This is a genomic window from Bosea sp. (in: a-proteobacteria), from assembly GCA_023910605.1.
In the GTDB taxonomy this organism is placed as follows: Bacteria; Pseudomonadota; Alphaproteobacteria; order Rhizobiales; family Beijerinckiaceae; genus Allobosea.
In genome coordinates this window covers 3,683,537-3,700,052 of record JAAVVV010000001.1, presented here as the reverse complement: position 1 = coordinate 3,700,052, position 16,516 = coordinate 3,683,537, and the positions used below count along the sequence as shown (strand labels likewise).

At 63.1% G+C, this 16,516-nt stretch carries 17 protein-coding genes, 1 tRNA gene and 3 pseudogenes; 14 read left to right on the top strand and 7 right to left on the bottom strand.

What is annotated here, in order from left to right; all coding sequences use genetic code 11:
* Nucleotides 1-2: 2 nt before the first annotated feature.
* From HEQ16_17915 to HEQ16_17900, 4 genes and pseudogenes are all read right to left on the bottom strand, one after another.
* Nucleotides 3-1,163, bottom strand: a pseudogene (locus HEQ16_17915) (IS66 family transposase).
* Nucleotides 1,164-1,239: 76 nt separating this feature from the next.
* Nucleotides 1,240-1,584 (bottom strand): IS66 family insertion sequence element accessory protein TnpB, encoded by a 345-nt coding sequence (tnpB, locus tag HEQ16_17910; GenBank protein ID MCO4055880.1) that lies wholly within the window; start codon nt 1,582-1,584, stop codon nt 1,240-1,242.
* Entirely contained in the window at nt 1,581-1,964 is a 384-nt protein-coding gene (locus tag HEQ16_17905; protein MCO4055879.1) for a transposase, read from the bottom strand. Before HEQ16_17905 ends, tnpB begins: the two co-directional genes overlap by 4 nt.
* A 503-nt stretch (nt 1,965-2,467) precedes the next feature.
* Nucleotides 2,468-2,557 (bottom strand) — tRNA-Ser (locus HEQ16_17900).
* Between the two features lie 303 nt (nt 2,558-2,860).
* Here HEQ16_17900 and HEQ16_17895 point away from each other — a divergent pair.
* Nucleotides 2,861-2,986, top strand: a pseudogene (locus tag HEQ16_17895) (helix-turn-helix domain-containing protein).
* Between the two features lie 59 nt (nt 2,987-3,045).
* Here the strand turns inward: HEQ16_17895 and HEQ16_17890 are convergent.
* Both HEQ16_17890 and HEQ16_17885 read right to left on the bottom strand, forming a co-directional pair.
* Complete coding sequence (locus HEQ16_17890; protein MCO4055878.1) at nt 3,046-3,912, bottom strand: hypothetical protein; 867 nt, start codon at nt 3,910-3,912, stop codon at nt 3,046-3,048.
* A gap of 56 nt (nt 3,913-3,968) precedes the next feature.
* Nucleotides 3,969-4,115 carry a hypothetical protein gene (locus HEQ16_17885; protein MCO4055877.1) on the bottom strand — a complete coding sequence of 49 codons (147 nt, stop codon included), beginning with the start codon at nt 4,113-4,115 and terminating at the stop codon, nt 3,969-3,971.
* A gap of 102 nt (nt 4,116-4,217) precedes the next feature.
* Between HEQ16_17885 and HEQ16_17880 the strand changes: the two are divergent.
* Both HEQ16_17880 and HEQ16_17875 read left to right on the top strand, forming a co-directional pair.
* Nucleotides 4,218-4,474: pseudogene (locus HEQ16_17880) on the top strand (IS630 family transposase).
* Between the two features lie 422 nt (nt 4,475-4,896).
* Nucleotides 4,897-6,000 carry a hypothetical protein gene (locus HEQ16_17875; protein ID MCO4055876.1) on the top strand — a complete coding sequence of 368 codons (1,104 nt, stop codon included), beginning with the start codon at nt 4,897-4,899 and terminating at the stop codon, nt 5,998-6,000.
* A 604-nt stretch (nt 6,001-6,604) separates the two neighbouring features.
* Here the strand turns inward: HEQ16_17875 and HEQ16_17870 are convergent.
* Complete coding sequence (locus HEQ16_17870) at nt 6,605-7,306, bottom strand: GntR family transcriptional regulator (GenBank protein ID MCO4055875.1); 702 nt, start codon at nt 7,304-7,306, stop codon at nt 6,605-6,607.
* A gap of 303 nt (nt 7,307-7,609) precedes the next feature.
* Between HEQ16_17870 and HEQ16_17865 the strand changes: the two genes are divergently transcribed.
* The 11 genes from HEQ16_17865 to HEQ16_17815 all read left to right on the top strand — a co-directional run bounded on the left by HEQ16_17865 (nt 7,610) and on the right by HEQ16_17815 (nt 16,516).
* Nucleotides 7,610-8,626: an acetamidase/formamidase family protein gene (locus tag HEQ16_17865; protein MCO4055874.1), complete on the top strand. Its 1,017-nt coding sequence runs from the start codon at nt 7,610-7,612 to the stop codon at nt 8,624-8,626.
* A 243-nt stretch (nt 8,627-8,869) separates the two neighbouring features.
* Entirely contained in the window at nt 8,870-10,390 is a 1,521-nt protein-coding gene (locus HEQ16_17860) for a sigma-54-dependent Fis family transcriptional regulator (GenBank protein MCO4055873.1), read from the top strand.
* 436 nt (nt 10,391-10,826) lie between these two features.
* Nucleotides 10,827-11,789 carry a hydrogenase gene (locus HEQ16_17855; GenBank protein MCO4055872.1) on the top strand — a complete coding sequence of 321 codons (963 nt, stop codon included), beginning with the start codon at nt 10,827-10,829 and terminating at the stop codon, nt 11,787-11,789.
* Nucleotides 11,790-11,811: 22 nt separating this feature from the next.
* A complete protein-coding gene (locus HEQ16_17850; protein ID MCO4055871.1) occupies nt 11,812-13,422 on the top strand; it encodes a nickel-dependent hydrogenase large subunit in 1,611 nt (536 codons plus the stop codon).
* Between the two features lie 163 nt (nt 13,423-13,585).
* The gene (locus HEQ16_17845) at nt 13,586-13,867 is read left to right on the top strand and encodes a hypothetical protein (GenBank protein ID MCO4055870.1); all 282 of its coding nucleotides are present in this window, start codon (nt 13,586-13,588) and stop codon (nt 13,865-13,867) included.
* 9 nt (nt 13,868-13,876) lie between these two features.
* A complete protein-coding gene (locus tag HEQ16_17840) occupies nt 13,877-14,188 on the top strand; it encodes a hypothetical protein (protein ID MCO4055869.1) in 312 nt (103 codons plus the stop codon).
* Nucleotides 14,167-14,661, top strand: coding sequence for a hydrogenase maturation protease (locus HEQ16_17835; protein ID MCO4055868.1), 495 nt, complete (start codon nt 14,167-14,169; stop codon nt 14,659-14,661). The genes HEQ16_17840 and HEQ16_17835 overlap by 22 nt, the downstream gene beginning before the upstream one ends.
* Nucleotides 14,658-14,972 (top strand): hypothetical protein, encoded by a 315-nt coding sequence (locus tag HEQ16_17830; GenBank protein MCO4055867.1) that lies wholly within the window; start codon nt 14,658-14,660, stop codon nt 14,970-14,972. Before HEQ16_17835 ends, HEQ16_17830 begins: the two co-directional genes overlap by 4 nt.
* A 97-nt stretch (nt 14,973-15,069) precedes the next feature.
* Nucleotides 15,070-16,071 (top strand): hypothetical protein, encoded by a 1,002-nt coding sequence (locus HEQ16_17825; GenBank protein MCO4055866.1) that lies wholly within the window; start codon nt 15,070-15,072, stop codon nt 16,069-16,071.
* Between the two features lie 25 nt (nt 16,072-16,096).
* Complete coding sequence (locus HEQ16_17820) at nt 16,097-16,282, top strand: hypothetical protein (protein ID MCO4055865.1); 186 nt, start codon at nt 16,097-16,099, stop codon at nt 16,280-16,282.
* Between the two features lie 12 nt (nt 16,283-16,294).
* Nucleotides 16,295-16,516 carry a hypothetical protein gene (locus tag HEQ16_17815; GenBank protein MCO4055864.1) on the top strand — a complete coding sequence of 74 codons (222 nt, stop codon included), beginning with the start codon at nt 16,295-16,297 and terminating at the stop codon, nt 16,514-16,516.

Below are 16,516 nucleotides of genomic sequence, written 5' to 3'. Positions count from 1 at the left end.
ACGAACCTGCGCCTGAGATGCGCCCAGCATCCGGCAAGCCTCATCGTTTCTGTGCTGCCGGTTTTGGCCTGGCTTTTGGCGTGGCTCTTGGCCTGGCTCTTGGCCTGGCTCTTGGCCTGGCTCTTGGCCTGGCTCTTGGCAAGGCTGCTATAGGCCACGTATCCATCGACCTGCAGGATGCCGTTGTACCCGGACAGATGACGGGCCACACATTCAGCGCCTCTGCCGTCTTCGAAGCGATAGGCCACCATTGGCGGACTGATGCCGCCATAGGGGCGATCATCGCGCGCGTAGGCCCATAACCAGGCCTTGGTTGCTTTCCCCGATCCGGGAGCCAGAGTGGGCAAGCTCGTTTCGTCGGCAAAGATCCGCTCACCCTCCTTGATCTTTTCGAGGATGTAATCGGCCAGTATCTGCAGTTCAAACCCAAGATGGCCCATCCATTGGGCCATCAGGGATCGGCTGATCTCGACCCCGTCGCGCAGGTAGATCGCCTCCTGACGGTAAAGCGGAAGACCGTCGGCATATTTGGAGACCGCGATAAAGGCGAGCAGCCGTTCCGTTGGCAATCCGGCTTCGATGATGTGTGCCGGTGCGAGCGCCTGGATCACGCCGTCATGGCCACGGAAGGCATATTTGGGACGGCGCGTCACGATGACCCTGAACTTCGGCGGAATGACATCGAGCCGTTCGGAACGGTCTTCGCTGATCAGCACCTTCTCCAGGCCCTCATATCCAGCGGGGAGTTCCGGCTCGATGACCTCCTCGATGCGCTCAAGATGCGCAGCAAAGCCTTTGCGCGGGCGTGGAGCGCGTTTCGGCTTGTCCCTGGCGCCCCGGTCGAGTTCGCTCTGGACGCTCGAAAGGCCGGTCTCCACCTCCTCGAAGGCAAAGGCAATCTGCTCGTCGTCGAGGACCCCAGGACCACCGGCGCGGAGCCGTTCAGAGCGCTTGCCATGTTGCGCGCGCTGCAAGACCTTCATGATCAGCGTCAGGTTGGCAATCCGCTCGTTGGCGCTCTGTTCGATCGCCTCCAGCCGGGCGATTTCAGCCTCCGCGGCTCTTAATCGAACATCCCCTTGCGCCTGCGCACGCGCCAGGGCGAGCACCATCGCCTTGAGCGCATCCACGTCGTCCGGCAAGGTGTTCAGGGGTAAATCCATGGGTGCAAATAGAGCACAAAACCGCTCACTTTCCCAATGATTACAGCAGCATGATTCATCTTGCCGCAGATCGACATCATCCCGTCAGCAAGGGTCGCCGCACCTTTGTCGGACGGATCTTCTTCCAGTCCATCCCGGCCAGAAGAGCCATCAGCTGCGAATGGTCCAGGCGAATGCGAGCCGCCGATAGGGCAGGCCAGCAAAAGCCTTGCTCCTCAAGCGTCTTCGAATAGAGACAAACGCCGCTGCCATCCCACCACACGATCCGAACACGGTCCGCACGTTTCGACCGAAACACGTAAAGCGCGCCGTTGAACGGGTCGAGGCCGCCATCCCGGACAAGCACCATCAGGGATGCGGCACCTTTACGAAAGTCGACGGGCTGGCACGACACGTAAACGACGACACCCAGGCCAATCATGCTTTGCGCACCGCCCTCAGTATCACGGTCAGATGATCCGCATCGATGTCGCCGCCAACGCGGACAACCGTATCCCGAATGACAATCTCCACAGCCCAGTTGCCAGCCGCCTCGACGCGCGCAAACTTCACCTCATCGTGCGCAACGGGCATGGCTTTGACCGCCCCGGATGCCCGGGCCTGTCGCCGCCATCCATAAAGCTGCGAAGGGTCAACCCCGGCAGAACGCGCAATCGCCGAAACATTCGCACCAGGCAACAGCGTCTGGGAAATCAGTCGTGCCTTCTCGTCGACCGACCAATCACGTAGCCTGCGCCTCGTCCGCACCGGCGCTGCCGTCAAAACCTCAAAAACTCGATCTTGATTCATACTCTCGCTCATAGGATTCCCCACATGATTCACCGGGAAAATGAGCGATCAGAACACCAAAAGATACGTGGGGTTGCCTACACGCTTACGATGCAGCTCAACCCGCATAAATTTGAGAGCATCCCGGAGTATGTCGTGGAGGAGTGTGCGAGGTTGATTTAGCCGCTTCGCAGCTAACGATATCTTGTCCGAAGGATTGATTGTTGCTCCTGCTCACCAAGGAAAGCCCGTTCGTCCGCTTCCCTCCTCGCCGCCTTCCTTCGCTGGGTGCGAAGGCGGCTCCGAGGAAAGCGAACTCTCTCTGGCGAGGCCTTCCATTTATCTTCGATAGGGGCGAAGAAACCGCGGAAGCGTCTGCCATCAAGCGGCGACAACGAGCACTGAAGCCCAGATCATCCTACTGATAAGCGCCGCAGCGTTCCGGGGTATGCCGAGATCAAATGTGGGGCGGAATGTATGGCGCACAAATGCGCGCCTCAATTATTCCATATAAAACAATAACTTATAGGAATGCGTGGCGGAGAGGGAGGGATTCGAACCCCCGATGGAGTTGCCCCCATGCCGCATTTCGAGTGCGGTGCATTCAACCACTCTGCCACCTCTCCGCAGGCTCGGGTGCTGGTCTTCGGTTGAAGCGGTTGTTGCGATACACGCGAGGCCGCCGGGTGACAAGCGCTTTTCGCCGCGCCGGCACCGGGCTCGCCGTGCCGGCACCGGGCCCGTACAGAGCCAAGGCTGGCGATTCCCGGCCCAGGGCCCCGAATCCAAGTTAACGGCGTGACGGTTTGAGAATATCGATCAGAGTCTGGGGGGTCCAGCTGGCGCGTTTTCGCCTGCGTTTGGAGTGCGCCCCTCGGAGCGGACAGTGTGCCGGCCAGGAATTGACCCGGGGACCGGTTTTCCGAAGGATGGAAGCCAAGGCCCGACACCGCACCCACAGCACCGAATTCAAACGCCAGCTTGTGCAAGAGTATCTCTCCGGCGAGACGCTGCACGGTCTCGCGAAGCGCTACGACATCTCCCGCAGCCTGATCCTGTCCAGCGACAGGGGCGCACTCCAATCGATCAACTATTTTCAAATCGGGCTGTCAGATCACGCAGGCTGAAAGTCGACGATGAAACGCGCTCCGCCGCTTGCCGGTTCAAGTCGGATCTCCGCGCCGATCCGCGCTCCCGCCTCGCGGGCGACGGATAGACCGAGCCCGCTGCCCTGCGCCGTGGTCCATGTGCCGCGTACGAAACGCTCGAAGATCGCCTCGCGCATATCAGGGGGAACGCCGGGCCCGGCGTCCGCAACGGAGATGAGCCGCGAATTCGCGCTGAATCCGATCACGACCTCGGACCCCTCGGGCGCATGGTGGATCGCGTTCTCGACGAGATTGCGCAGGATCGGTGTCACATGCTCGGCACCGCCGCGCACCGGCATCACGGCGTCCCCTTCGATCGCGAGCGTCACGCCGCGTCCAGCCGCCAGAGGGGCCAACTGCGCCGCGACATCTCGCGTCACAGCCACTGCATCCGAGGTGCCTTCGTCGCCCGCGCGCTCGGCTCGCGCCAGATCCAGCAACTGGGCGGTCAGCCGCGCCAGCCGTTCCACATCCGCGAGCAGCGCAATGCGCTCGGATGATGGAGGCAGGCGCTCCAGCCCGGCCCGGAATACCGCAACCGGCGTACGCAACTCATGGGCGGCGTTTGCAATGAACCGCTGCTGCTGCACGTAAGCCTCCTGAAGCCTGGCGAGCGCTGCGTTCGTTGCAACAACAACGGGGATTACCTCGCTCGGCACGTTCGTGGTTGGCAACCGCACGGCGGGGTTCTTCGGGGAAATGCCGGCCGCTGCCTCCGCCACGGTCCGAAGCGGCGCCATGGTGCGCCGCACGATCCACGTTCCAAACATGATGACTGCGCCGATGAAGACCGGAATTCCCCAGGCGAGGTCGACAAAGAACTCGCGAATCACATCGTGGACAAGCCCATCATGTCCATCCTGTCGGGCGCGCGGGTCCCCGCGTTGGCTCAGGGACGGACGCCGGGCGACTCGATCACCATGCCGACCGCCCCGTCGCGAAGATAGGAGTCCAGCGCGACCATTTCGGGCGAACCATTGAGATAGCGCCGGGCCGGCATGCCGACGTTCTCGCCCGCATCGCTGCCATGCCGCAAAGCAGGCTGACGGACCTCCTGCCCTGGAACTGGAGCGCATCACAGATGGCCCTCAGAAGGGCCGCCTAACCAACCGTACCTCCGCCCCTCGCCGGATGGTTAGAAGTTCGCGCGAGCCTGGCGCGGCAGGGTCTCGCCTTCGGCTTCGGCACGATCCAGCGCTTCTTCCCCCGGCACGCCATCACGCACAAAAAAAGACCGCGCACGCCACCGAGCAGGACCGCCCCGACGTCCTTACCCGGCGTGAAGAATGGTTCGAGGACCAGCTCGGCCTCGATCCCGACCGGTTGGTGTTCATCGACGTCGAGCGAAGCGCAGGGTGGGCATCCACCAGCATGGCCCGCCGCCACGGGCGCTGCCGGCGCGTGGAAGCGCGTTCAGGCGCTCGTCGGCGATGTCGGGCCTCGCAAAAGGCCTCGTGCTCGGCCGCCGCTGCCGCCGCTGCCGCGCGTGCGCGCCGTTCCCATCCAGGCCTTCGCCCGTAAGTCGCCGACCTGCTGCCAGAACTGCTGCTGTCGCCTCAATCCCCGTGATCTGCCAAAACAGCGCCAGACTCATCCGGAGAAAATCATGAGGGGGGCTCAGCGCGTGTCTTAACTGAAAATTCACTCTGAAAAGAGCCGCACATCCATGGACGAATCATGACGCCAAGAGTAGAAATGTATCTGGTATTGGTCTGACAGATATGGATGACCGGACGCCATGCCAAAGGACGCAGCATCCCCGAACCTGCGACAAGCGCATTTTGGGCAGTTAACCAGATCACAGGATGAGGCAACCCATGTTCAATCTGCGAGGACAGAAGGCCAACAAGAGCGTCGCGCATCCGGCTGGTCTGAAGGGTCAGGATGTTGAGTCGTATTCTGTTGCTGATGATCAGGAGTGCTCGGTGGTCGTTCCGCCGATCGAGTCCGAACTCGAAAGCCTGGTGTCGAGCGTCGCACAGCAGTCCGTGGACATTAGCTGCGAATTCTCGCGGTGGTCTGACATTGCCGGCAGTCTAGACCTTCTGCGCACGAGGGTCGCAACGCTGCAGCCTCAGGTCAAACGGTTGATGGCGCAGAAGGGCGTTTTGGAAACCGAACTGGCGCATGCCGTCAAAGGCCGTGAAAGTGCAGTGCATTCGGCTGCGGAGATCGATGCGGAATTGAAGCATTATCGTCCGTTGGCCCATAAGCTGGATGAGGATCTGCGGGTCGCGGCTGCGAAGGTCCAGCAGGCCCAGTCGCAGATCATACAGCTTGAAAGCCAGATGAAAACGATCCAGGGCGAGAATAACGAGCTGCTCCGGAAGCTTGGCTCCGCCGAAACCCGCGTCGTCCGCTTCAAGGAGGAGAACAATTCGCTCAAGCAGAAAGCACTCGAGCAGGCCAGCTTGTTCCAGAGCCTGCTGCGCGAGTCCGCAGAGCTGCGATCGTCTCTGTCTGGCGCGCACGCTGATGTGGAACGCCAGGAGCAGATAAACGCCGATCTGACAGAAAAGCTCGTGGCTGCACGGGAGACCGGCGCCAAGCTGGGTGCGCAGGCGGGTGCGCTGGACTTGCGCCACGCGCATGCAACGCGGGAACTGCAGATACGCCTGACCGAATCCGAGGAGCGCGAGCAGCAGTTGATCACAATGCTTTCGGCTATTGAGAAAAAGCTCCAGGACAGCGAAATCAGGCAATCCGGACTGATTTCGAAAAACGAGTTGCTCATGCGCATGAGCGAACAACTACGCGAAGAGATGGGCCGGCGCGTCGATCATGCCGCGATGCTGGAGGCGTCGAACAGGCAATTGCTGGAGGCGATGTCCTCAAAAACGCGGAATGACGAGGGGCCTGAACGCAACCGCAAGTCCGCACAGACCACTCCGGTTCTGCGAGCGGTCAACACTTCGGAATGAATGCGGACGTTCCGCGTCACCACCTCAATCGCAGCACTATGCGCTTGCCCTGCGGCCGGTTTCGTGGAGGCGCAGTCAAGCTGGATTCTTTAGGCCCGGATTGAGGATCAGCGTGCTGCGCCGATGCGGCCGGCTTGTTCATCTTGGCGGTGGACCGGGGCGCCTCCTGAGAGGGTATGAAGCTCCGGAACGCCGCGAAGTTCGGCCAGCGCTGTCTCGACAGGCTGGCTTCGCCGGGATGAGCGCTGCCATGGCCGGGATCGACGTGGCGCTGAAAGGCGCCACATGCTTGCCGAGGAACTGCGGATCGACGCCGTCCCGCACCGGGGCACTCTCGACAGGCCGAACCTAACCATGGCCTTCAGTCTCACCGGCATGCCCGCGATCGTGGCGCCATTCGGGTTCAGGCCGGATGGCCTTCCGGTCCCGATCCAGCTTGCGGAGCGACCCTTCGCGGAAGCAACCCTGCCGAGCGCCTCCGATGCCTTCGGGGAGGCAACGCCCGGGCGCGAGCGCCGGCCGGACGTGACTGCGGCGCCGAAAGCTGCCGGACCAGATCATCGCGTTTCCGAAGCGACCACATCTGGCTGTTTCGGGCGTGCGCTCAGGCCGCGCGCGCCTTCACCGCGGCGAGCGGCTTGCGCGTCTCCATCTTGCGCCAGTGTTCGATGACGCGCTGGCCCGAGCGATAGACATGCTCCGCCGCAAGGCTTTCAGCCCTGACCGCCTGGCCGGCGGTGATGGCCAGGAAGATTTGGTTGTGGTCATCATGGGCGCGGGCGATCGTCTCGAGATCGAACCAGCGCAACCTGAGCTGGTTGAGCAATGGGATGGCGCGGGACTTGCTGAGCATCATGGCCAGATGGCTGTTGCCGGAGGCCTCGATCAGCGTGCTGTGATAGCGATCGTTGAGGCGCCGCCAGCGGTCGCGCACCTCGTCGGTCCAGTCGGGCGCTGCCAGCAGTTCCCCGCTGTCGGTGAGGGCCTTGTGCAACAGGCCCCGGTGCGCGTCGGACAAGCCCTGCTGCGCGACGAGGCGCGCGCCCAGGCCTTCCAGCGTGGCGCGCACGGCATAGATGCCGTCAATGTCCTTGGCGGCGAAGGCTTTGACGGCATAGCCGCTGTTCGGCCGGTATTCCAGCAGACCCTCGGCCGCAAGCGTGGAGAGCGCGGAGCGGATGGGCGTGCGCGAGACGGCGAGGCTGACGGCGAGATCGACCTCGTTGAGCCGCGCGCCGCCGGCATACTTGCCGCCGAGCAGCGCTTCCCTGAGATTGTTCGTGACCGAAACGCCGCGTGTCGCCATGGTTCAATGCCTTGTTGCATCTCGTATTGCCGCGCCCGTTGCCGCGCCCGCGCGGGAAAGGTGGCCCGGCCTTGCCGGGGGCGCCCCGATCGTGTCAGGAGTGCAGCCGAGATACGTCGCAAGTTCCCATGCGTCAACGGGAGCCGGCATGAGTGCGCCTGGTTGTGCATGATTCTCGGCGACAGAGTTCACTGTATCCAATTGAACACTGCCCTTGCCTCACGCCTCCGGCGCGCGGCCGCCGCCGCACCTGTCGACCGCCCTGCCGCGCCCTGAAGCCCTTCTCTCCAACGGAATGAACCCATGACACACCACCACCTCAGGGCCAGCGGCGCGACCTGCCACTGGGGCTTCTTCGATGCCGGCCTCAAGCCGAAGCTGACGATCAGCAGCGGCGACAGCGTGATCGTAGACACCGTGACGGGCGCGCCGGAAGTGCATCCGCCGGCGGGATCCGGCTTCACCTCGCCGCCGGAGGTGGCGGATGTGCATGCCAACGCTGAAAAGACCCTTCCGGGCCACATCCTGACCGGACCCATTGCCATCGAGGGTGCCAGGCCTGGCCATGTGCTGGAGGTGCGCATCGAGGATGTGCAGCTCAGGCAGGACTGGGGCTACAACATCATCAGGCCGCTCGCAGGGACGCTGCAAAGCGATTTCCACGACTTCCGGCTTCTGCACATTCCGATCGACCTCAACGCTCGCACGAGCCGCCTGCCCTGGGGCACGGAACTTGAACTGGCCCCCTTCTTCGGGGTGATGGGCACCGCCCCGCCGCCATCCTGGGGCCGGGTCACATCGATCGTGCCTCGGGCGTTCGGCGGCAACATCGACAACAAGGAGATGATCGCCGGCGCCACCATCTTCCTGCCGGTCTTCGTGGAGGGCGGGCTGTTCTCCTGCGGCGACGGCCATGCTGCCCAAGGCGACGGCGAGGTCTGCGTCACCGCCATCGAAACCGCGCTGCAGGGGCGCTTCACCTTCATCCTGCGCGAAGATCTGGGCTTCACCTATCCGCGTGCGGAGACGCCGACGCACTACATGACCATGGGCATGGACCCCGATCTCGACCGCTGCGCCGAGATGGCGCTACGTGACATGATCAGCCTGATCGGGGAGCTCGCCGGGCTGTCGCGGGAGGATGCCTACACGCTGTGCTCGCTCGCGGCCGATCTGCGCGTGACGCAGACGGTGAACGGCTCCAAGGGCATCCACTGCATGCTGGCCAAGAAGCTTCTCGCTGGCCAACTCGTGCCACGAATCCCGCCACGAATCCCGCCACGAACCCCGCCACGAGTCCTGCCGAGAAAGGCCTTCTGAGATGGAGTTGGGCATCGCCGGCAAGGTGGCGTTCGTCAAGGGTGCGGATTCCGATTCATTCCGGCCACCATTTCGAGTTGATGCCGGCCGGGGCTTCGATCAATCTCCGGCCGGTTCTGGAGAGTTTGGCGTTTTCGTTTGGGTCAGTCCCCCGGGGCATCAGGCCCCTCGCCATTGAGGGTACGCCGATGCCTGCCAAGAGAGAACCGATACGGATTGCTTCAACTGGCTTGAAAGCAAAGCATGCAGTGTGTAAACCTGCTTCGCAAGAGGGCGAAAGTTGACGCCGCTGACCGATGGAACCCGGTCCAATTGAGCATCGTTCAAACCATCCTCGTGAAATCAACCGATGCGGCCGTGATTGCGGCGGCGTCAGCGGCCCTCAGCGAGGCGGATGGCTATCGGCTGATCTATTGCGACGATGACCGCACGGCGATCCGGCGGATGGACGAGGTTCTGGTCAACCTGTTTCTGCATGATTGCGGCGACGGGACCGAAGTCGACGAATCCGCGCTGATCCATTCGCGGCTGGCCCATACCTCCTGCGCCCGGATCGTGGTGTTCGACCCTGCCCGGACGCCGCAGGGCTTCGAGCTTGCGAACCGAACGGCGGCCTTCGTGTTCCTGTTCAAGCCGCTGGATCCCGCGCAACTGGGCGTCATTGCCAAACGCGCGCTGGAACAGGCGGAACTGGCGCGGCGGCACCGGATACTGAGCCGCGAGTTGAAGCTGTCGCTGGATGAGGACATCTTCCAGACAGCGGCGGACGGATCGGTGCAGGGCGGCTATTCGCAGTTCGAACGCCTGGTGTTCGTCAGCGCCCGAATGGCCGATCTGGCTAACGAGGCGCAGATGGCCGCCAAGACGAACATGCCGGTGCTGATCCAGGGGGATACCGGCACCGGCAAGGAACTTCTGGCCCGCGCGATCCACTTCAACTCCGGCCGGCGCAAATCGCCGATGCTGGTGCAGAACTGCGGCGGCATCGCCGAGAACATGCTGCACTCCGAGCTGTTCGGGCATGTGCAGGGGGCATTCCCGGGGGCGATCTCGGACCGGCTGGGCCTGTTCCGCGCGGCGGATGGCGGGACTGTGTTCCTGGACGAAGTCTCAGAGATTTCGCCGCAGTTTCAGGTGGCTCTGCTGCGGTTCCTGCAAGAGGGCGAGGTGAAGCCGCTGGGATCGGACACCATGCTCTACAGCAATGTCCGCATCATCGCGGCCTCCAACAGGTCCGTCGAGAAGATGGTCGAACAGGGCACCTTCCGCCGCGACCTTTACTACCGTTTGCGCGGGTTTCAGTTGAATGTGCCGGCGCTCGCGGACCGTCCGGAGGACATTCCGGTGCTCACGCGGTTCTTCGTCGAGAAATATGCAGGCGTCGTCGGGCGGCGCGTTCTGGGGGTGACGACCGATGCGCTCAAGCACCTGGAGGCCTATCCTTTTCCCGGCAACGTGCGCGAGCTGGAAACCGAAGTGCAACGCATGGTCGCGGTGGCCGAACAGGGCGGCTACATCGCCCTGCGGCACCTGTCGGACAAGATCTCGTCCACGCCGATCCATGAAGCGGGAGCAGGCGGGTTTGCGCCCACGGGCGACAGCCTGAAGGACATGGTGGAAAGCCTTGAACGCGCGATCGTGTTGCAGGCACTGGATCGCAGCAACTGGAACCAGAGCAAGGTAGCCATCGATCTTGGCTTGTCGCGGGTGGGGCTGGCCAACAAGATCAAGCGGTATGACATCACACGAGGGCGTCGGGGATGACAGAGCAGCCTCAAAAATCGGTGGTCCTGCAATTCCCTGGCCCCCGGACGCGCCCGGCCAGGGCCCCGGAACCTCCGCGCAACCTTGGCCTTACGGCGTTGTCCAGGGCCCTCGGCCCCGTGGCGCCCAGCCCCAGGGGCCATTGGTGCGACCGCTGCGAGGGCATCTGGTACAGCCATTTCGGCGAGGCGCGCTGCCCGGTGTGTGGCGGCAAATGCTGAGACCGGCTGCAAAGCCGCTTTGCAAATCGCGCTGGCAACTTTCTTTTCAGTTTGCACTCTGTTGCAAAACAAACTGCGTCTGCGATTTCAAGTTGATTTCCCACGGTCGGATTTTGCCCCTAGCATCAGGCCAGTGCTGATCGGTCATGAGCCGAGCGGTGTCCAGACAGCCCGCATCCCGAAGGGTGCCGGGTCTACTGAACGGGGAGGGACCAATGGCTAATCTACTGTGGCTGCAGGGCGGGGCATGTTCGGGGAACACGATGTCGTTCCTGAACGCCGAGGAACCGAGCGCCTGCGATCTGGTGACGGATTTCGGCATCAACATCCTGTGGCAGCCCTCGCTGGGGCTGGAGCTTGGCGACAACGTCAAGACGATCCTGCAGAAATGCATCTCGGGCGAGATCAAGCTGGACATCTTCGTGTTCGAAGGCACGGTGATCAACGCGCCCAACGGCACCGGGGAATGGAACCGCTTTTGTGGCCGCCCGATGAAGGAGTGGGTCAAGGAGCTGTCGGATGCTGCCGATTTCGTCGTGGCCATCGGCGATTGCGCGACCTATGGCGGCATCCCGGCCATGGCGCCCAACCCGTCGGAAAGCGTGGGCATGCAGTTCCTCAAGCGCGCCAAGGGCGGCTCGCTGGGGGCGGGGTTCAAAGCGAAATCGGGCCTGCCGGTCATCAACATTCCGGGCTGCCCGGCACACCCCGACTGGGTGACGCAGATCCTCGTCGCCGTGGCGACAGGCCGCGCCGGCGATCTGACGCTGGACGAGTTCCACCGTCCGAAGACGTTCTTTTCGTCCTTCACCCAGACCGGCTGCACGCGCAACATGCACTTTGCCTACAAGGTTTCCACGACCGCATTCGGCCAGCGCAAGGGGTGCCTGTTCTACGACCTCGGCTGCCGTGGTCCGATGACGCACAGCCCCTGCAACCGCATCCTGTGGAACCGCCACTCGTCCAAGACCCGCGCCGGGATGCCCTGCCTTGGGTGCACCGAGCCCGAATTCCCGTTCTTCGACCTGAATCCCGGCACGGTGTTCAAGACGCAGACGGTGATGGGCGTGCCCAAGGACATGCCGACGGGTGTCGACAAGGTCGGCTACATCAAGCTGACCGCCGCCGCCAAGGGAATGGCCCCTGCCTGGGCCGAAGAAGACATCTTCGTGGTCTGATCCGCGAACAGGGAGAAAATACATGTCAGCAACAGCAGCAACCGTCGAGACGCTCGACATCTCTCCTGTGGGCCGGGTCGAAGGCGATCTGGACGTGCGGGTGGAAATCGAAGGCGGCGTCGTCACCAACGCCTGGACCCATGCGGAACTCTTCCGCGGGTTCGAGGTGATCCTGAAAGACAAAGACCCGCAGGCAGGCCTTGTCGTCACGCCCCGCGCCTGCGGCATCTGCGGTGCGTCGCACCTGACCTGCGCCGCCTGGGCGCTGGACACGGCCTGGGGCACCACGGTGCCTCGCAACGCGATCCTTGCCCGCAACCTTGGCCAGATCGTGGAGTCGCTGCAATCGCTGCCGCGCCACCACTACGGTCTGTTCATGATCGACTACACCAACGAAAACTACGCCGCGAGCCCCTTCTACGCCGAGGCGGTCAAGCGCTATTCGCCCTTTACCGGCACGTCCTATGAGGCCGGCGTGACGATCTCGGGTCGGCCTGTTGAAATCTATGCGCTTCTGGGCGGGCAGTGGCCGCATTCGTCTTTCATGGTGCCGGGCGGCGTCATGTGCGCCCCGACCCTGACCGACGTGACGCGCGCTTGGTCGATCCTGGAGCATTTCCGCCAGAACTGGATCGAGCCGCTGTGGCTCGGCTGCTCGATGGAGCGCTACGAGGAAATCCAGACGCTGGAGCAGTTCGAGGCCTGGCTCGAGGAAAGCCCGAGGCATGCCAATTCAGACCTTGGCCTCTTCTGGCGGATGTCGAAGGAAATCGGCCTGCAGCACTATGGCAAGGGGCACGGAAAGTTCGTGACCTGGGGATACCTCCCGCATGAGGACAGGTACAACAAGCCCACCATCGACGGGCGGTCCAGTGCAGTCATCATGAAGGCGGGCACCTATGACGGCGCCGCCGACAAATTCGGCCCGATGGAGCATATCTTCACCCGCGAAGACACCACGCGCGCCTGGTATGACGAAGGCGCGTCTGCGGTGCATCCGTTTGACCGGACGACCAAGCCGATCTCCAAGAACAAGGTTGATCCTGAAGGCAAGTATTCCTGGGGAACCGCCGTGCGCCATTCGGAGAGCGGCGCGCTGGAGGCAGGGCCGCTGGCCCGTCGCCTGATCGCAGGCAACAACACGGGGCAGGCCTTCCAGCATTCGGATGGTCTGGTGCTGGACATGTACCGCAAGATGGGCGGCGCTTCGATCATGCTGCGCCACTTCGCCCGGATGCACGAGCTCTGCATCCTTTACCGTGAGGCCGAGCGCATCCTGCGCGAGTTCCGGCTGAACGACGAATGGTACATCAAGCCGACCGAGCGCGACGGCAAGGGCTGGGGCGCGACCGAGGCGATCCGGGGCGCGCTTTGCCACTGGATCGAGGTTAAGGACGGCAAGATCAAGAACTACCAGATCATTGCGCCGACCACCTGGAACGTCGGTCCCCGTTCGGCAGATGGCCAGCGCGGCCCGATCGAGGAGGCGCTGATCGGCACGCCGATCAAGAACAAGCATGATCCGGTCGAGGTCGGCCACGTCTGCCGGTCCTATGACTCTTGCCTTGTCTGCACGGTGCATGCCCATGACGGCCAGACCGGCGAGGAACTGGCGCGCTTCCGAACTGCCTGATGCAAGCGACGGTGGCCGGGCCGGATGATCCGGCCACCGCGGACTGATGTCAGGGGAGGGACAGGCCGTGAACAAGGAGGAAAGCCTGGCGGCTCAGTCGCAGGCTTACATTGCGCGCTATGGGGTGACACCCGGCGAAGCCAGCCATGACACGCTGCTGCGTATGATCGAAGACATGTTCGCCGATGGGCTGGTAACGCAGGTGGAGCCCTTTCCGGAGACAGACCGGGAATTTTCCAGGCTACTGGACGTGCTGCGCCCGCTGGATGCCGACGCCCTGCGCGAGAAGCTGGTGGTTTCAGGCTGGCTGCTCGAGCCTTACGGCCCGGACCAGATGCGCTGTCAGGAGTGCATGTATTTTCTGGTGCACAAGCGCTGGTGCGACCTGCCAGAGCTTAATCTTCCAGCCAAGGCAGACTGGTGGTGCCGGTTGTGGCGGATCTAGGGGGATCAGATGGAGATGGAAACCCTGCGTCAGGACATTGCCGCCCGGCTCGCGGCTGGCCTTGAAACCGAGGTCTGGCCGCGTGCGGGCACCAGTGAAGAGGTGAATGCCATCGTGCGCCGCCTGCAGGTCGAGGCGGGGGACGACCTGGTGAAAAAGCTGGTGATCGGCGGCTTTACCGACCACACCATCGTGGCCGAAGACATGCCGCAACCCTGCGAGACATGCATGTATTACAAGGTTCACGCCCGGTTCTGCGACCTGCCCGAACTGATGCTGCCGGTCGAACCGGAATGGTCATGTCGTCTGTGGCGGATCTGACGAAACCTGACATCGTTGTGCTGGGCTGCGGCAACCCCAACCGCAGCGACGATGGGGTGGGGCCGCGGGTCATCGCCCTCTTGCGCGGGGCGGACCTTCCGCCCGAGGTGCGGCTTTTCGATGTCGGCACCGACGGAATGACCGCGTTGTACCGCACGCGGGGGGCCACGCATCTGGTGGTCGTGGATGCACGGGTGCAGGGTGGGTCACCCGGCGCGATCTATGAGGTGCCGGGGGAGGTTGTGGCCGCACCGCCCGCCAGGGGAGCGGGCCTGCATGATTTCCGCTGGGATCATGCGCTTTATGCCGGGCACCGCATCTATGGCGAAGCCTTTCCTGCCACCGTCGTGGTTCTGCTGATCGAGGCGGAACGGCTCGACCTTGGCCTGACGCTCAGCCCCGCCGTGGAAGCGTCGGCCGTTGCAGTCACGGACCGGGTGCGCGGCTTGATCGACGAGTGGCTGGCCAGATGAGCGCTGTGGTTTCCTTGCGCGATGGGTCGGTCTATCTTCCCGCCAACGTTGTCGCCACCTATTTTCGGGGCATCGATGCCGTGATCGTGCTGATCCGCGAGAGCCGTCTGATGATCCTGCCGGTGCATCAGGCGACGGCCGGTGGGTGCTTGCTGAAGCTGCGCAACGCGGCGGGCGACCGGGTCGCGCAGGCGCGGGATGTGTTTCAGGATCAGGGTTTGCTTGGCCTGGAACTGGTGGATCTGCCTGCAAAGTGGGTATCCGAAGACGGCGCGCTCTGCGCAGTCCTGCCGCCACAGCTGCAAACATGATTGTCATCTGAAAAAGAAAGTAGACAATTCACTGATCAGGTGATTTTCTGCATCCGCAAAAGACGCGACGGAAGCGACTCGCGCTGGGAGGACGGCAATGGCTGCAAGCAGCCGCACGAAACAACAGGTGGACGCCGCCCTGATGGCGGTGGAGGACGCCGATGCCTCTGACGCAGACAAAGCGCAGATGCTGATGGAGATAGCGATGGGCCTGCAGCAGGCCCCGCGCGATCCGGCCGATCTTTACGCCGCCGTCGATCTTTACCGCCGCGCATTGACCCTGGTGCCGGCGGGCGAGGCTTTGGGCGGCGCTCGCATCCGCGCGCGGCTGGCCACCGCGCTGATGGCCGTTCCGGCCGAGGATGAAGGCCCGATGAAGGCCGCGAAGATCGAAATCTCCACCGCCCTTGCCACGCTGACCGCCGAAGGCTCGGATGCCGAAATTGCCGAGGCCGAGATGAACCTTGGCCTGATCTGCCAGACGCTGGCTGGCTGGGGCGTGATGCCGATCCAGCCTGCCATCAGCGCCTATCAGCGGGCGCTGCGCACCTTTGACCGGGCCGCCTACCCCAAGGAATTCGCCATCCTGCAAAACAACCTCGCCACCGCCTTCATGTCGATGCCCTTCACCGACGAAAGCGGCAAGATGCGCGAGGCTTTGGCAGTGCAAGCCTTTGAAGAGGGGCTGAAGGTGGTGACGCTGATCGACCATCCGGTCGAATATGCGATGCTGCAGAACAATCTGGGCAATGCCCTGCAATACGTCTCCACCTCACATCGTGTTGAAAACAACCTGCGCGCGCTTGATGCCTATGACGAGGCGCTGAAGGTGCGCACGCTGCGCGACATGCCCGAAGCCTACGCCAACACCATCGCCAACAAGGCCAATTGCGTGGCGAACCTGCCCGATGATCTGGAAAACCCGGAGGCGGGCAACCCGCGCAACGTCCAGGAGGCGATTGCCCTGATGCGCGAGGCGCAAGGCATTTTCCAATCCCGCGGCGAGACCGCAAAGGCCAGATCCGTCGCCGAGGCGATTGCAGAATTTTCCTCGGCGCTGGCGCCCCATGCGCCCTTTGCCAGGCAAGACATTCACTGACACTGACCGAAATGGAACCGCACGCGTGATCATTCTTCTCTCTCTTATCCTCGGCCTCGCGGCTGCCCTTGGCGCCGGGGCCTTGTCAGGCGTCCGCATCGGCAAGGACGCGCTTGGCGCGGAGCTCGCGGCCTATATGGGCGGGCTTTACGGCATCATCTCGGGCAGCGTGGCGGTCGTGCTGACCGTGCTTGTTCTGGCCTTGATCTGAGGGGGGGCGCAGATGTTTGGCATGGCGATGAATTCCGCACAGCAGTTCTTTGCGGGCAAGCTTTTCAAGGACAACCGCATGGTGGTCCGTCAACTGGCGAAAGGCATGGGCGCGGGTCTGGTTGTGGGCCTTGTGCTTGGCCAATTCGCGCCCCTATGGCTCGCGGCGATTGCGGCGGGGGCAGTGGCGGGTTTTGCGCAGCCGATCCTGCTCAAAGACGTAAAATACGCATAG

Coding starts and splice junctions, on each gene's coding strand:
- HEQ16_17835 (MCO4055868.1), top strand. CDS start 14,167: ATGTCGTCTGTGGCGGATCTGACGAAACCTGACATCGTTGTGCTGGGC.
- HEQ16_17860 (MCO4055873.1), top strand. CDS start 8,870: ATGCAGTGTGTAAACCTGCTTCGCAAGAGGGCGAAAGTTGACGCCGCT.
- HEQ16_17840 (MCO4055869.1), top strand. CDS start 13,877: ATGGAGATGGAAACCCTGCGTCAGGACATTGCCGCCCGGCTCGCGGCT.
- HEQ16_17850 (MCO4055871.1), top strand. CDS start 11,812: ATGTCAGCAACAGCAGCAACCGTCGAGACGCTCGACATCTCTCCTGTG.
- HEQ16_17875 (MCO4055876.1), top strand. CDS start 4,897: ATGTTCAATCTGCGAGGACAGAAGGCCAACAAGAGCGTCGCGCATCCG.
- tnpB (MCO4055880.1), bottom strand. CDS start 1,584: ATGATTGGCCTGGGTGTCGTCGTTTACGTGTCGTGCCAGCCCGTCGAC.
- HEQ16_17865 (MCO4055874.1), top strand. CDS start 7,610: ATGACACACCACCACCTCAGGGCCAGCGGCGCGACCTGCCACTGGGGC.
- HEQ16_17825 (MCO4055866.1), top strand. CDS start 15,070: ATGGCTGCAAGCAGCCGCACGAAACAACAGGTGGACGCCGCCCTGATG.
- HEQ16_17870 (MCO4055875.1), bottom strand. CDS start 7,306: ATGGCGACACGCGGCGTTTCGGTCACGAACAATCTCAGGGAAGCGCTG.
- HEQ16_17815 (MCO4055864.1), top strand. CDS start 16,295: ATGTTTGGCATGGCGATGAATTCCGCACAGCAGTTCTTTGCGGGCAAG.
- HEQ16_17830 (MCO4055867.1), top strand. CDS start 14,658: ATGAGCGCTGTGGTTTCCTTGCGCGATGGGTCGGTCTATCTTCCCGCC.
- HEQ16_17845 (MCO4055870.1), top strand. CDS start 13,586: ATGATCGAAGACATGTTCGCCGATGGGCTGGTAACGCAGGTGGAGCCC.
- HEQ16_17855 (MCO4055872.1), top strand. CDS start 10,827: ATGGCTAATCTACTGTGGCTGCAGGGCGGGGCATGTTCGGGGAACACG.
- HEQ16_17905 (MCO4055879.1), bottom strand. CDS start 1,964: ATGAGCGAGAGTATGAATCAAGATCGAGTTTTTGAGGTTTTGACGGCA.